Origin of the sequence: Corynebacterium sp. LK14 (genome assembly GCF_008042215.1) — a bacterium.
GTDB classification, from domain to species: Bacteria; Actinomycetota; Actinomycetes; order Mycobacteriales; family Mycobacteriaceae; genus Corynebacterium; species Corynebacterium striatum.
Genome location: NZ_NOVQ01000006.1, coordinates 1 through 14,491, shown reverse-complemented (window position 1 = coordinate 14,491; position 14,491 = coordinate 1). Strand labels below are relative to the sequence as shown.

At 57.5% G+C, this 14,491-nt stretch carries 16 protein-coding genes; 6 read left to right on the top strand and 10 right to left on the bottom strand.

Annotation, left to right across the window (positions count from 1 at the left end):
- Positions 1–35: 35 nt before the first annotated feature.
- A complete protein-coding gene (locus CHU71_RS01480; RefSeq protein ID WP_147759944.1) occupies positions 36–941 on the bottom strand; it encodes a LysR substrate-binding domain-containing protein in 906 nt (301 codons plus the stop codon).
- Positions 942–1,083: 142 nt separating this feature from the next.
- Here CHU71_RS01480 and CHU71_RS01475 point away from each other — a divergent pair, with 142 nt between their 5' ends.
- Together CHU71_RS01475 and CHU71_RS01470 are read left to right on the top strand one after the other, a co-directional pair.
- The gene (locus CHU71_RS01475) at positions 1,084–2,235 is read left to right on the top strand and encodes an MFS transporter (RefSeq protein ID WP_147759943.1); all 1,152 of its coding nucleotides are present in this window, start codon (positions 1,084–1,086) and stop codon (positions 2,233–2,235) included.
- Positions 2,236–2,246: 11 nt separating this feature from the next.
- On the top strand, positions 2,247–3,527 hold the full coding sequence (locus CHU71_RS01470) for a copper oxidase (protein ID WP_236593640.1): 1,281 nt from the start codon (positions 2,247–2,249) through the stop codon (positions 3,525–3,527).
- A gap of 94 nt (positions 3,528–3,621) precedes the next feature.
- Here the strand turns inward: CHU71_RS01470 and CHU71_RS01465 are convergent, their stop codons facing one another.
- On the bottom strand, positions 3,622–5,088 hold the full coding sequence (locus tag CHU71_RS01465; RefSeq protein WP_187271986.1) for a TM0106 family RecB-like putative nuclease: 1,467 nt from the start codon (positions 5,086–5,088) through the stop codon (positions 3,622–3,624).
- A 63-nt stretch (positions 5,089–5,151) separates the two neighbouring features.
- Here CHU71_RS01465 and CHU71_RS01460 point away from each other — a divergent pair, with 63 nt between their 5' ends.
- A complete protein-coding gene (locus tag CHU71_RS01460; RefSeq protein WP_034657035.1) occupies positions 5,152–5,784 on the top strand; it encodes a DUF6474 family protein in 633 nt (210 codons plus the stop codon).
- Positions 5,785–5,803: 19 nt separating this feature from the next.
- Here the strand turns inward: CHU71_RS01460 and CHU71_RS01455 are convergent, their stop codons facing one another.
- Entirely contained in the window at positions 5,804–6,442 is a 639-nt protein-coding gene (locus CHU71_RS01455; RefSeq protein WP_005529414.1) for a response regulator transcription factor, read from the bottom strand.
- Between the two features lie 42 nt (positions 6,443–6,484).
- On the bottom strand, positions 6,485–7,657 hold the full coding sequence (locus CHU71_RS01450; RefSeq protein ID WP_049160077.1) for a sensor histidine kinase: 1,173 nt from the start codon (positions 7,655–7,657) through the stop codon (positions 6,485–6,487).
- Between CHU71_RS01450 and CHU71_RS01445 the strand changes: the two genes are divergently transcribed.
- Complete coding sequence (locus tag CHU71_RS01445; protein ID WP_049146823.1) at positions 7,656–8,213, top strand: DUF2020 domain-containing protein; 558 nt, start codon at positions 7,656–7,658, stop codon at positions 8,211–8,213. The genes CHU71_RS01450 and CHU71_RS01445 overlap by 2 nt on opposite strands.
- 22 nt (positions 8,214–8,235) lie before the next feature.
- On the opposite strand, the gene CHU71_RS12740 is transcribed toward CHU71_RS01445, so the two are convergent.
- Together CHU71_RS12740 and CHU71_RS01440 are read right to left on the bottom strand one after the other, a co-directional pair.
- Positions 8,236–8,388, bottom strand: coding sequence for a hypothetical protein (locus CHU71_RS12740; protein ID WP_046645857.1), 153 nt, complete (start codon positions 8,386–8,388; stop codon positions 8,236–8,238).
- The gene (locus CHU71_RS01440; protein ID WP_147759942.1) at positions 8,389–9,120 is read right to left on the bottom strand and encodes a class E sortase; all 732 of its coding nucleotides are present in this window, start codon (positions 9,118–9,120) and stop codon (positions 8,389–8,391) included.
- A 60-nt stretch (positions 9,121–9,180) separates the two neighbouring features.
- Here CHU71_RS01440 and yidC point away from each other — a divergent pair, with 60 nt between their 5' ends.
- Positions 9,181–10,149: a membrane protein insertase YidC gene (gene yidC / locus CHU71_RS01435; protein ID WP_147759941.1), complete on the top strand. Its 969-nt coding sequence runs from the start codon at positions 9,181–9,183 to the stop codon at positions 10,147–10,149.
- Here the strand turns inward: yidC and CHU71_RS01430 are convergent.
- The 4 genes from CHU71_RS01430 to CHU71_RS12735 form a co-directional block, all read right to left on the bottom strand.
- On the bottom strand, positions 10,106–10,714 hold the full coding sequence (locus tag CHU71_RS01430) for a TetR/AcrR family transcriptional regulator (protein WP_147759940.1): 609 nt from the start codon (positions 10,712–10,714) through the stop codon (positions 10,106–10,108). The genes yidC and CHU71_RS01430 overlap by 44 nt on opposite strands.
- A 77-nt stretch (positions 10,715–10,791) precedes the next feature.
- A complete protein-coding gene (locus tag CHU71_RS01425) occupies positions 10,792–11,055 on the bottom strand; it encodes a GlsB/YeaQ/YmgE family stress response membrane protein (RefSeq protein ID WP_005529400.1) in 264 nt (87 codons plus the stop codon).
- Between the two features lie 160 nt (positions 11,056–11,215).
- Positions 11,216–12,112: a universal stress protein gene (locus CHU71_RS01420; protein ID WP_005529399.1), complete on the bottom strand. Its 897-nt coding sequence runs from the start codon at positions 12,110–12,112 to the stop codon at positions 11,216–11,218.
- A gap of 43 nt (positions 12,113–12,155) precedes the next feature.
- Positions 12,156–12,299 carry a hypothetical protein gene (locus CHU71_RS12735; RefSeq protein WP_005529397.1) on the bottom strand — a complete coding sequence of 48 codons (144 nt, stop codon included), beginning with the start codon at positions 12,297–12,299 and terminating at the stop codon, positions 12,156–12,158.
- Here CHU71_RS12735 and CHU71_RS01415 point away from each other — a divergent pair.
- Positions 12,247–13,287 carry a pseudouridine synthase gene (locus tag CHU71_RS01415; RefSeq protein ID WP_187271985.1) on the top strand — a complete coding sequence of 347 codons (1,041 nt, stop codon included), beginning with the start codon at positions 12,247–12,249 and terminating at the stop codon, positions 13,285–13,287. The two genes, CHU71_RS12735 and CHU71_RS01415, sit on opposite strands and share 53 nt — an antisense overlap.
- Positions 13,288–14,491: the final 1,204 nt, after the last annotated feature.

Genomic DNA, 14,491 nt, shown 5'->3' with positions numbered 1-14,491 from the left:
TCTGACGGCTTAAGGGCCAAATGTCCCTTAAGCCGTCAGACTGAGCGCGCCACGATGAAGTCGCGAAACTGCTCCACGGGCGGGGCGTCATCGCCGGGGCGCCACACGAGGCCGAGTTCGCGGAAGGCAGGCGGCTCCAGCGGGATGAGGTTGCGGGCTTGGAGATAGGGGTCGTCGAGGGGAAGCAGTGCGGTGCCGAGTCCGGCGTCGACAAGCCCGGCCACAGTGGTCAGCTCCATCGATTCGAACACCAGCTGCGGGGAGAACCCCGCCTTGGCAGCGAGGGCATCGAGAAGCATGCGCGTGCCATAGCCAGGCAACATGCCGATGAATGGCTCATCGCGGAAATCAGCGATGTCCACGCTTTCCCACCCCGCTGCCCAATGCCCCTCAGGCACGGCGAGGCCGAGACGCTGCAGCTCAATCTGGTGCCAGCCAATTTCCGTCACGCTCGATGAAGGCGCCGATTCGCCTGACTGCGCCACCCCTGCCGGACGCGGGCCCACAAGGGCGAGGTCCGACTCACCGGCAAGCACGCGCTCGACGAGCTCACGCGCGGCTCCTTGGTGCAGCCGTATATCGACGTGCGGGTGCTGGGCGCGATAGGCCTTGACCAGGTCAGGGACCATCCAAGTGCCCAACGAATGCATGAAGTCAAGGCGCACGGTTCCCCGCTCAGGATCCATAAGGCGTGCCACCGCATCGCGCGCAGCGGTCTGCGCGTTGAGCATAGTCCGCGCATGTTGAACAAAGGCCACCCCGCGGGAGTTGAGGACCAGCCGCCACCCTGTGCGGGAGAACAAGCTCGCCCCGAGCTGCTGCTCAATTCGCTGCACACGCCGAGTCAACGCCGATTGGGAGATCCCCAGGTCATCAGCTGCAGCACCCACCAAGCCTTGCTCGGCCACGGCGACTACTCCGCGCACATCCTCGAGATTCATCGCTTGGATTCTTCCTGTACTTTCTTCCTGCCGAGCAAAATCATGCATATCACGCCATGCGCATCTCATCATGCATGTCATGCATGGAAATATATGGTTTCACACATTTTACACATGCTTTGGAAGCGAGCATCCTAGATGCATGACCAGAACCCGGCGCGCCACACTCGCGATGCTCTTCGTGGGCCTCGCAATCTTCTCCTGTTTGTACACCACACAGGCCATGCTGCCGACCTTGGTCGCCCAGATGGGTCTAAGCTCCACGCAAGCCGCGCTGACGATTTCTGCAGCGACCGGTTCGCTGGCTGTATGCGTGGTCCCCGCCTCGATCCTGTCGGAGCGCTTCGGCCGCGGGCGTCTGCTTATCATCTCCGCCATCGCAGCGACGGTGCTCGGGCTCGTGGTGCCACTAGCCCCGAATGCCGCCACGCTCATCGCGTTGCGCGGCCTCCAAGGTGCAGTGATGGCTGGCGCACCTGCCACGGCAATGGCCTGGCTCTCGGAAGAACTCGACGCCAAGGATCTTGCCCGTGCGATGGGTCTCTATATTGCCGGCACCTCCATTGGGGGCCTTAGCGGGCGTCTTATCCCCACGGGAATTTTGGAATTTAGTTCTTGGCGCTGGGCGCTATTCGGTTCTGCCTGCGTCTCCCTGCTCTTTGCGGTGATCTGCATCATCCTGCTTCCTGCGCAGCGCAACTTCACGCCGAAGTCCATCCGCCTGGGCAATGAGCTCCGCGCCATCTTCGCCCATTGGCATAATCGCCAGCTCGCACCCCTGTTCCTAGTCGCATTTTTGGCGATGGGCACCTTCGTGTCCATGTATAACTTCTTGGGATTTAGGCTCATTGAGCATTTCGGTCTCGCCCCGGCGTTGGCGGGTTCGGTGTTCCTCTTCTACCTCACCGGCACGTGGTCCTCAGCACGCGCGGGCAAGTTGGTGCAGCAGATTGGTCATGGCAAGACGTTGTTCGCCTCGTCGCTGCTTTTCGCGGTGGGCATCGCGCTATGCGCCGGCCCGCTGCCGGTGGTGTTGGTAGGAATCGTGGCACTGACGGTGGGATTCTTCGCAGCGCACTCCACGGCTTCAGGCTGGGTGGGCCACCTTGCCACGCACGACCGCGCTGAGGCTTCAAGCATGTACGTGTTTTGTTATTACTTCGGCTCTTCCGTGGTGGGCGCGGTGGCAGGGCTGCTTTTCGACGCCCTCCCCTGGGCCGGTTTCGTCGTAGTCTATACGGGACTCGCGGTGGTGCTTACTGTGCTGACTTTGACCTTGAGAAAAAACGAATAAACTCGTGTTTTATGGATAAGTGGTCAGCACGCACGTGGCATCGACGGGCTTCTCGTCCCGTGACGGTATGGATGATGGTCTTCATCATCGTGGGTGCGATCCATACTTTCACCCCTAACACCCGCTGGGTGCTCATTCACCTGTTTACGCTGGGCATCCTGACCAATTCCATCGTGGTGTGGTCGCAGCACCTGACTGAGAAGTTCGTCCAAGCACGCCTTCCTGATTCCGCCCGGCCGCGCCAGCTCTATCGCATCTATACCCTCAATGCGGGCATTGTCTTGGTCCTCATCGGCCAACTCCTCCACAAGGCTTGGGAGCAGCACTGGATTCTGACGCAGGTGGGCGCCACGATTGTTGCCGCAATGGTGGCCTGGCATGGAGTTTCCCTCTTTGGGCAATGGCGTGGGGCAAAGGACAAGCGCTTCCGTCCGGTGATTGCGGCCTATGTAGCCTCGGCATTCTTCTTGGCGGTGGGCGCTACTCTGGGCGCGTTACTTTCGGTTTATCCGGCACATCCACGCCTACTCATCGCGCACGTCACCGCCAACGTTGGCGGTTTCGTTGGGCTGGCAGCCGCAGGTTCGCTGACCATCTTGTTCCCCTCCATCTGGCGCACCAAGGGCGTCAACAAGCGGATGCGCTCGAGCTTCACGCTGCTGGCGGTGGGCGTTATGGTCACCCTGTTGGGCACGATTGTGAACCACCCTGAAGCCGGACTCATCGTCTATTGCCTGGGCTGGATACTTAGCCTCGAGGGCTGGGTAGGCAATGTCCTCACTGTGGCCAAAGATCCGCGCGGGCGCATCAACTACCCGTCTGTCTCCATACTGGCTGCCGCCTTTTGGTTGGTGGGCGCGCTGACCTATTACACGGTGCAGCACTTCTTTAGTTCTGAGCCGGCTATCCCAACGCTAGCTTTGGTGATTGGCTTCGCCGCGCAGTTGTTGTTCGGTGTGATGAGCTACCTGCTGCCCACCACGATGGGCGGCGGACCCGCTGCTACCCGCGCTGGCCTGCGTGAGCTTAACCGCGCGGGCTTGCTGCGCGCGACTTTCATCAATGGCGGCGTGGCCATCTGGATGGGTACCTCCAGCTCGTGGGCCATGATTCTGGCAGCGCTGCTGTGTCTCGGCTCGCTCGCGGTCTACCCCATCTTCATCGTCCGGGCCGTGAAGGCGCAAAAAGCCGTTCTACAGAAAAAGGCCGAGGGTCCAGCCCCAGAGACCACTGTCCCCTGGGAGCAGGTCGCACTTGGCCTCGTCATCTTGGCCCCGCTTCTGCTCCTCTAAAAGCCCGTACCAGTCTCGGGCTCGTAGTCAGAGTCGTATTCACTGTCGTCGGTGGGCCAGACAGGGCTCACCGTCAAGGTAAGAGGTCTAAGGCTTAGGGGACGGAAATGGCTCCAAGGTTGGGCACGCCTGGCGCGCCGGCGCTCATGAATTCGCGGATTGCGCGGGTGGCTTGTACATCGCCTGCGTTGTAGTCAAGGATCTGCTGGCGAACTTCCATATCCCCTGCCAAAGCTTCGCGCCTTGCGTTGACGGATTCCTCGCCGTCGAAGTCCTCCGGCCACTCAAATCCGGCCAGCGGCGCCACCGTCTTCAGCCCCAGGCCATAAGGGCCCGCGAAATTACGCTTGACATGCACAAACATATCGACCCACTCGCCCGAAGAGATGAATTCCTCCACCTCCGCCAGGGCAGGTCTGCCAAAGCGCTTCGCTGACATCCGCATCCAGTGGTTCTCCCCGTGCGCCGAGTAGCAATACGCAGCAAAGGTCTTACCCGCAGCGTGTGCTTCCGCGCGCAGGCCCATGAGCCAGGACCAGAATTCCTCAAAGTTTGCCGCCTCAGCTCTGCCACCGAGCGGCTCCCACGTCACGAATGCGCGATACTCGCCCTGGTACCAAGCACCCCAGAGATAGGCGCCTTGGTCGAGATAGGCCTCCATGTCCACGTCTACTTCCACGTCGGCACGGGGCACTTCGATGCCCACGCTTGGCGACGCCGCCGCGCGCCGCAGCAGCGGCTGCCCTTCCCGCCAGGCCTGGGCCAACTGAGAGGGTTCGCCAAGGTGGGCATCGATAAGCGCCTGCACTGTCTCAATGCCGCGCTCCCGGTATGGGTTCGCACGATCGCCCGGCAAGAACAACGAGATATCATCGCGCTCTACCAACTCAGGCTCGCAAAGCTGCCAGAAACGGCACGTCGCACATTCTTTTACCCGACGCGGCCCCGTCGGCAGAGGCTGCGCTAGCGCACCCTCAACGTTGTAACGGGACGTGTCAGTAAAAAAGGCTTGGGAGCGATCCTGCCCTATCGCGCCGCCCCGGCCAGAGTTCAAGCCCAACTCCTCCAGCGCCAGCGCCGCAAATGCCAGCCGGTAACCATCCACGGCATGGTGGCGAATCTTATACGGCATCTCAAGCGGCTCGCTCAAACCGATGCGATGAGTCGGCACCGCCAGAGTGCGTGCCCTCTCATTGCGCCGAGCGACGCGGTGATTCGACACGATAACTGGTGTGTACTTTTCGCCCTCTTGCAGGAGAAGATCTACCTCCACCTTCCATTCATCGGTGGCAAAGACGGCATTAGTGATGTGCGTGTAGCCATAAGCCAGCGCCTCCAGCGTGGCCATGGAGCGTTCCCACTCATCCCCTTCAATATCGATGCGTCGGAAACGCCCGGGTGCCTTAACCGGCAAATTCGCCAAGGCTGCGTCGACAGCCGCAGCATGCCGCTCGGCCCTAGCCAGCGAAGCATGCGTGCGCGGAATCTCCGGGTGGGCACGCCGCTGCACGAGCCTATAACGACACCCCACGAGGTCCGCAGCACCAAGCACATCCTTCACAACGGGTGAGCTTAATAGAACAGCAAGGTAAAGTTGAACCCAGACAAAAAGCAAAGGATGAAAATGAGCATTATTAAGAAGATTAAGAAGGCCCGCCGCGAAGCACGCGCGGAGCTCAAAGCAGCTAAAACCCGCGTAAAGGCGGAAGTTAAGGAAGCCTCCAAGGCACAGAAGCGCCAGCAGAAGCTGCTGGCAAAGCAAGAGAAGGCACTCATCAAGTCCGAGGAAAAGGGGTTAAAGAAGCGCCGCAAGCATGAAAAGAAGATGGCACAGCTGGAGCTGGATAAGCTCAAGAATGGCCGTCTAAACAAGAACAATGTCAAGCGCTACGCAGGCGCATTGCGAACCGCTGCGCCGCTGCTCCTGCCGCTCATTTACCGCGGCGTCGTAGCCGCTCAAGGCCAGCTGGAGGCCAACCGTGCCAAAAAGGCAGGCCTGACTACTGACCAGCTCGCTTCCTTCTCCGGCCATGGAGCTTCCCTGAAGGCACGCACCACAGGTATCCGTAACTCCCTTAAGGAATCCAACCTTCCGGCTGGCTTTAAGCGCGACATCAAGGAGCGCCTGACCGAGGTGGAAGCCTCCATCGATAACGCTGAGTTCATGACCGATCAGCAGCGCCGCCGTGTTCACAAGACCATCGAGGGCGAGATCGATAACATCACTGCTGAAATCCAGAAGCGTTTACAGGACTAAGTTCCGACAAAAGCCCCTTCTAAAGAACGCCTTGTTCGCGGGCTGCTGCTACAGCAGAAGTACGGGAGCGCACCCCCAGCTTGTCGTAAATATGTACCAGGTGCGACTTCACCGTGGCTTCCGAAAGCATAAGGTCCTGTCCAATCTCGCGATTTGACGCGCCCGCGGCCACGAGCTTGAGTACCTCTAGCTCGCGTGGAGTCAACGAGGTACGAGGGGTGCGCACACGCGTCATGAGACGGTCCGCCACAATCGGCGAAAGCGCAGAGTCACCATCCGCGGCCGAGTGCACGGCAGCCAGCAGCTCGTGCGGCGGCGCATCCTTCAGCAGGTATCCCACAGCGCCTGCTTCGATGGCGCCGAGGATATCTGCATCCGTGTCATAGTTTGTTACCACCAGGACCTTTGGTGGAGTGCTCATCGAGGAGCGAATGGCCGCGGTTGCCTCAGCGCCACCCATCACGCGCGTGCCCTCGATTCCTGCGCCAAAACGAAGATCCATCAAGATCACGTCGATACCGCCGGCCTGCGCCGCGGAAACCGCAGCCTCCGCCGTTGCTACCTCGCCGACAACCTCAATGTCCTCTGCGCCTTCGAGCACAGATCGCAGCCCGAGGCGAACGATCTCGTGGTCATCTGCCAGCAAGACCCTAATCACGTGCTCTTCCTCCTAAAGTGGTTGAGAAAATCATCCAAAAGTTTAATTTACAGGGTTATTTAAGGGCATACTAACTGACACCGCGGTACCTGACCCCGGGGTGGACTCAATGATCACTTCGCCGCCGAGCTCCTCCGCGCGTCGGCGCATCGCCGAGAGCCCAATGTGCCCCAACCCCGCCGGTTTGTTCTGTACTGCCGTTACGTCAAAACCGTGCCCGTTATCGACTACGTCCACGCGCACTTCACCCGGCGCGTAAGTTACGGTAATGCGCGCACGTGTTGCCTCCGAATGTTTGACCACGTTGCCCACCGCTCCCTGCGCGATGCGCAAGAGGGCAGCCTCGACCTTCATCGGCAATTTGAGCACGTCGCCCTCAGAGTCGACTTCAACGTCAAGCCCGCTCGTGGCAGCGAAGTTCTCCGCCATGCGCGTGAGCGCCCCTTCCAGGGAGGCCTCAGCAAGCGCTGGCGGCTGGAGTGCTGCAATCATGGCGCGCGCTTCATGCAGGTTATCTGCTGCGGTGCGGCGTGCAAGTTCGATACGCTCTTTGGCGCGCGGCACGTCTTCTGTGTCGAGATCTCGATCCGCTGCGTGCAGCAGCATTTGGATGGAGGACAGGCCTTGGGCGAGAGTATCGTGGATTTCGTGCGCAATGCGCTGGCGTTCAGCAATCATTCCGCTCTCCCTTTCTGACTCTGCCAGCTGAGAGCGGGTCTCAATCAGCTCACGGTTCATCAGGGACAAGGCACGAAACGCATAATAGATCGCCACGGTCACCAGTGCAGAGACCGCTGGGCCCATAACGCCACCGAAGGTCAGACCCCCAGGAATCTGCACCGTAACGGAAATGATCGTCGCGATAACTACGCAGACCACACCCGCATACAAGTCGAGCACGTAAAGGTAGAGGAAGAAAAGGGCGAAGACCAAGTAGATAGCTGCCGGAGCTACGAACATGTCCGCCAGCCACACCACCGTCAGAATGACGAGCCACAGGTACCGCGCCCCACGCGGCCACTGCTCCACGTAGACGGAACCCGCGAAGTAAACCACTGCAAAAGCGGTCAACAACAACAGGTTGATGACTGCCTGCCACAGCGGCAAACGCACGGTGGTAAAAATCGCAACGATAAGCAACGTTGCAGTAAGAATATGGATGCCGTTGCGCAAGGCCTCCGTATCTGGCGAGCGCTGATCTATTGTGGACATCATGCGAAAAAGCCTACTGTCCTCCCTCATGGTCGTCACGCTCGCCCTATCTGCCTGCGATTCCCAAGGCTTATCTTCCCCCGAACTTTCGGCAGCGCCTGACGACGCCTCCCCCACCGCCGCGGCACTACCCAACGACGGTTTGCCCATCGATACCACCGCAGAGGCCAGCGCCGACCAGGATTGCCCTTACCTGGACTCCCAGTGGGTTGCCGATACCAACGGCCAGAGAATGACCCGTGTGGCCGTCGATCAGCGCTTTAAGACGCCCGCTTGCATCTTCTGGTCCTACCCAGAGGACCCACAGGCCACAGTCATCGTTCGCGAAATGCCCTCGGTAGAAGAAGCTCGTGCGGTGGTTGACTGGGCAGCGCCCGTTGACTCCACAGAGCCTGCGGAATTCGATGGCTGGTCCGGCGGACGTGGTGTCTTCGAGGATTCCTACTCGGTCTTCGCGGTGCAAAAGGACAACAAGGCCGTGCTCGTCTGGTCCAACCAGGCGCAGACCTTGAAGGCGGAGCTTATTACCAAGGAAACGATTAAGAACTTGGCACTCTAAGCCCTCAGGAGTTGAAGCGACGTTAGACTGCGACGTCGTTGTACGGCATCATCGTCGAGACCCACGGGAAAACAACTTCCATAAGAAGGAAGAACACTCCAACCGCAATCGCAATCGCGAGTATCACCTTGACCACTGTGGGGCCTGGCAAAAGATTCCAAAGTGCGCGGTACATTTAACTCTCCTCCAGTACGGCCGGGGTCTGTCCCTTTACCTTCGGCTCGTGCCCGACTTCCATCGCGTGGACGATCATGCGTTCTGCATTCGAAAACTGCGGGTGGCAAGTGGTTAGGGTGAGCAAGGCCTCTGATGCCTGCTCCACTGGCGTATCCATCCCTGGGATGGGGTTAATTACGGCACCATCATCGGGCAGCGTTATGTGGCGGCCATTGATGCCCTGGTATTCGGGCTTAGCCTGCTGTTCCGGGGTAAAACAATCGGCTTGCACGCCATCGATTGGCATGACGCGATAGGTAATCCATTCTGTTTGGGTCTCAATCACAATGGCGTCGCAGGTCTCAAGATTGCCCAAATCGTTGAAAGGTGCACCTTTACCCACGCGGTGACCCGCCACACCAAAATTTCCTAACTCGCCTGGCATCTGGGTGTCGGCATAATGTCCAGGTCCGCGTAAGAGGTCTTCATCTTCCGTGCCTTCCAAGATGGCAAAGTGGAAATCGGACCCGAAGGTAGGAATATACATACGCGCAAAAGCCTCGCCAAGCTCGGGTTTTAGTTTACCGCGAGGGTTGTGCCACTGGGTATCGAGCTTCTCATTGGCTTTGTCCTGCAACTTCCCGGACTCTAGATTGGTCCAATACGCCTCATAGAAGGAAAAAAGCAGCAAGATCACGCCAGCGGTCAGCATCAACTCACCGATGACGGTGCTCACTCCGGTCTTAGTCATGGAATTACCTTAACCGCTGTACAGTAAGAGTGCCCTATCCATGGATCGCAAAGGACAATCATGCTCGAAGTTTTCATGTACCCCGTTTCCGGCATCTTGAAACTATGGCACCTGCTCTTTGCCTCTTTTCTTGATGAATCCATGGCCTGGCTCGTGGCGATCGTATTCCTCGTTCTTACTGTTCGCAGCTTCATCGCACCACTGAACTGGCTGTCCGTTCGCTCGGGTCGCATCAGTGCTTTGATGCGCCCCGAAGCCTATGCAATTAGAGATAGACTTAACGCTGCAACCACGGTAGAAGAGGCTGTCGCAGCCTTACAGGATCAAAAAGAACTACACGAGCGCTATAAGTACAACCCGCTCGTGGGCTGTCTACCTGTTTTCATCATTGTGCCCTTCTTCCTCGGCCTCTACCAAGTTGTGCTGCGTGCCTCGCGCATCGGGCAGGTGGACCACGTCGGCCTGCTCACGCCTGGCGATGTCACGTCATTTCGCGCTGCGCTACTCAACGGCGTGCCGATTACGGACTTTGCCCGTGACCACCGTGATCTCGTAGTTCCCCTCCTGGTGCTGGCCATCGGCTTCACCGTTCTTAACATGATCATCACCCAATACCGCAGCTTCCTCACCTTGCAGTTCGATGAGAAGGTGCCGCGACGCGTGTTCTGGTTAATGTTCGCGATGATCATTTTGCTGCCATGGATATTGTGGAGCACAGCAATGAGTGGACCAATCCCTGTCGCCATCATCTTCTATTGGGCTTGGACCTATCTCTACACACTGGTCCAGACCTTGGTCTACGAATACATCATGTACCGCCGTTACCCGCTTACCGACGCCGTGATACAGCTGCGGCGTGATAGCTTCCGCGCCTGGCGCAACAAGGAGACTAAAAAGAATAAGAATCCCGAGGGACTCAGCAAGGAAGACCTACGTGCAAAGCGCAAGCACCACGCCCAGATCCTAGGTGAGGCGCGCAAGCAAATTAGATTGAATAGTCAGCAGGCGGCTCAGAAAGAAGCTGAATAGCGAGTTCCCGCGCCGTCTTAAGAGGCGATATTTCGCGGGTCAGCCTAGCACCCGCCATGCCGCCATCTAGGAAAATAAGTAGCTGGCTAGCCTGTGTTGCCGAGGGGTAGCCATTCTTCGCAGTCAGCAGTGCCGTCATAGTGGAGTGCATCCAATTGCGGTGCTCCATACAGGCTGCAACGATTCCCCGCTCAGCATCAGTTTCGGGGCGCGGGTATTCGCCCGCTGCGTTGAGGAAGTGCGAGCCGCGGAATTCCATATCGGGCTGTTCCTCGATTGCCTTATCAAAGAACGCAAGCACCTTCTGGTGCGGATCCGTAAGCCCCTCAATGCGCGCTTCCCAGTCAGCTCGGTACTTCTCATCGAGGGACTCTACGTACGCAATGACGAGTGCGTCTTTTGAGCCGAAGAGGGAGTAAAGGGATGCTTTAGCCACGTCAGCTTCGCGGAGAATGCGGTCGATGCCGATGACACGAATGCCCTCAGTGGTAAAGAGATTGGTCGCGGACTCGAGGAGTCGGCTGCGCGGGCTCGGACGATTCCTGCGCGACTTCTTTTCTGGCATATCCTCTCCTAAAACGACGAAACCGGTTCATCTACACAATATAGACAAACCGGTATGTTTGCGAATTAGATTCGGATCTACTTCGCCGACTTCTTGGTAACGAGACCAACAATCCACAGAAGCAAACAAGCACCCAAGGTGGCGACGACGATCATCATGATCCAGCCATTCGGGGAGCTCGAACCGAAGAAGGACATAATGCCTGCGCCCAAGAGACCGCCAAGCACACCGACGATAAGGTTAGTCAGCAGGCCGTGATCGCGTTTCATGATCTTCTCAGCCAACCAGCCAGCAATAATACCCACGATAATCGAACCAAAGAATCCTAGACCCATACCCATAGCAATCTTCTCCTTTTAGTATCAGTTGTTTCAGCTACAGGTACCATGGTTCCAGCATTTTTGGGAAAAGAAAGGAGCGATCTGTCTTTCCGCAGGTCGCTCCTAAAATCGTGTCTCAATCGTTAGTAGATTGCCAGCCAATTCGGCTGGTTGCCAGCTATTAAGCAGAGTCTGGGCGCACAACCATCATTGGGCAAGGCGCCGACTGCAGCAGTGCACGGGAGGTAGATCCGAGCAGCATGCCCTTGAAGCCACCACGTCCATGGGAACCAACGACGAGCAGCTGGGCGCCATCGGAGGCGTCGGTAAGCGCACGCACCGGACGGTCACGGGCGATGAGCTTCTTTACCTGAACGTTCGGGTACTCCTCCTGGAAGGAAGCGATGCGCTCGGTCAGCAGCTCCGCCTGTTCCTTCTCGACTTCTGCCCACTCAGCCTGGGCTGCGGACAGTCCGGCGAGGGAAGCCTGAACCTGCATGTCCATCCAGGTGTGAACCGCAATCAGCTCTGCGCCACGAGCGTCAGCTTCCTTGAAAGCGTACGCGGTGGCCTTCTGGGAAACCTCAGAACCGTCGACACCGACAACAACCGGACCGTACTTGTTCAGCTCGGTGACGTTGTTGTTCTCACGGACAACAACAACCGGGCAGGCAGCGTGGGAAACCACGGAAGCGGAAACAGAACCCATCACCATGCCGGAGAGGCCACCCATGCCGCGGGAGCCCATGACAATCATGGTGACGTCCTGGGACATCTCCAGGAGCATATCAATCGGGGAACCCTCTGCGACGGTGTGTCCGATCTTCAGCTCTGGAGCAACCTCGTGCGCAATCGCGCGACCCTCTTCAATCTTCTCGAGGGTTTCAGCCTGCAGATCCTCAAAGAGCTCCTTTGGGGGAACCATGCCTTCTGCATAGAGGAACTGTGGCATCGTGTAGCTGGAGGCAATGCGGAGAGGAATACCACGCTTGAGGGCAGTGTTTGCTGCCCAACGAACAGCGTTCTTGGAGGCTTCCGAACCATCTACGGCAACAACAACAATGTCTTCCTTGGCCATGTTCTTTCCTTTCAGGTGGTTATACCATCAAGTGTAGTACGTATTAACCAATCTCCGCAGTTGTTGCAGCGCCTGCGTTAGCTGGGAAAAGTACGCTGTAAATAAACTCCGCGACCTTGGCAATTACAGCGCCAATGCCGGTGGAGAAGAATTCAATTACCGGTGCAAGAAGAGAGTCAAAATCCATGGAGAACAGACTAGTACATATGCGCAAAGGCTTCAGCCCGTTGCCGATTAAAGATGGGTTGAACCCCACCCGTGCACGTGTACCGGAAGGCTCTATTTCAGCCTGGGCTTTTCTTGAGCACCTCATTCAGTCTCAACGCCACCGGCACCCAAACGACAACGCGGCGGCGCTCCAAGCACGCTTCGACGCAGGCGAAGTGGTCTTGCGCGATCAAACCGTGCTGAAACCAGAGACACTGCTCACCAAGGACCAGGACGTCTTCTTCTATCGGATTCCTGCACCGGAGGCGCCGGTGCCTTACGACATTCCGATCCTGTTTGAAGACAAGCATTTGCTGGTGGTGGACAAGCCACCTTTCATGGCCACGATGCCGCGTGCCAAGCACATCGTGCAGTCCGCCACGGTTCAGATGCGGCGCATCACGGGCATCGATGACCTGTCGCCCGCGCATCGGCTAGACCGGCTCACGTCAGGCATCCTCGTGTTTACAAAGACCAAAGAAATTCGTGGCGCCTACCAAACACTGTTTGCGGAACGACGAGTCCACAAGACTTACGAGGCTATCGCCCCACTTTCCGACGTCCCCGTCGGCGCCATGTGGGAGTCACGCATTGAGAAAACCCCGGGTGAGATCCAGGGCAGGCTGGTAGCGGGCGAACCAAATGCTTTCACTGAGGTTGCCGGCGTTAACCCCGTGGATAACGAACCCTACGAAGCTATTCACGGTCCGCAGCCGCCTTTGGCTAAGTACACGCTCAAGCCGAAGACCGGAAAGACGCACCAGCTTCGCCTACATATGTGGGATGCCGGTGTGCCGATCCTTGGCGACCCCGTCTACCCGGTTACCTTCCCCGCCGACGCCGAAGACATGCGCGTACCAATGCATCTCACCGCGACACGCATCGAGTTCATCGATCCTCTGATTGGAAAACCAAGGGAATTCGTTTCGAATTTACCTTTAGTAGCCCATCATTTCCTCCACCCATAAATGTTGTAATTCGTACGTCGATCCCAGCGACAAAATAAGCAGCGGAAATGATCCAAACCGAACACGGCTATTGATACGCCCAAACACAGAAACAAGCAATAAACACCCAGTTGCCCAAGATTAATTTCCCAAAATAACGAGAAAATCAGACCATCAACGGAGACGTTGGCCTCACCTAAAGTCGCAAACAACGACTTCTAGGCGACAAACGCTTGGCCCTAATCGCACGCAGCGGGATAGAGCACGACGCAAATAGGCTCGCCTAGCTCGCCTACCGGACTAAACTTTAACGTCACTGTGTCCATAGGTTAGAGCCCCAGCCAATAAGGTGGCATGCACCTCCACCCGCGATCAACACCCAGGATCAAATCCTGCCCCAATTCCGAGCACACCAACACGAAGGCGCCCCATGCACCAACGCGCGATAGGAATATCAACAAAACAAGCCCCGCCGATCTGAGGCCTAACCCCACGCAGCTCCCAAAGACTCGACCACGACGCTACAACAGAAAGCGGAAACCACTAGTCGCGTTCCCGCTCCCAGGCATTAAAACCTATCGGATCGACAAAATGCCCCGCCCAAGGCTACGGGCGACCTCAATACAAACACTCCAGCATTCCCCTTACGACACCAGACTTGAAACGAGACCACGCCGGGCCAAAGGAATGATGTGATTTGAAACAGAAGAGACTGAATACGGAGTTATAGAAACCCGGCCCGATCCACCCCTGGAGCCCAAATGGAGAAAAAGACAACCAGCTAGGCCGACCGATATCAGAGAATAAGACGAGGAAACATATAGCCGACGCGCACAACCAATCGCCTTCCTCCGCGCGCAGTACTCGAATCTGCGCCCAATTATCCATGGAAATCACCTTTCCAATTTTGATTGAATGGGCTACTATTCGACCGCTGCTACTGGGCTACTTTTCAACCGTCATTAACACCTTCTTCAAACCCGCCCCTTCTAAGAGAGTCGTAGGAGAGAAAATTCAAATCATTCGGTGCATATCGTTCCGAGTGCCGGCACCTGGATCGAACCAGAAGACGTCCAAGTACTGATGCACTGCTCATCGCTAAGGCCGTGGTCAACTTTGGCAAAACGTTCAAAAGAGGGCTGGTCCCTGACGTTGTAGTCAGGAACGGGCCCTCCAGAAAGACGAAAAGAAGGAGCATTTCCCTTGTGGTGGGTTGTGCTCCTTC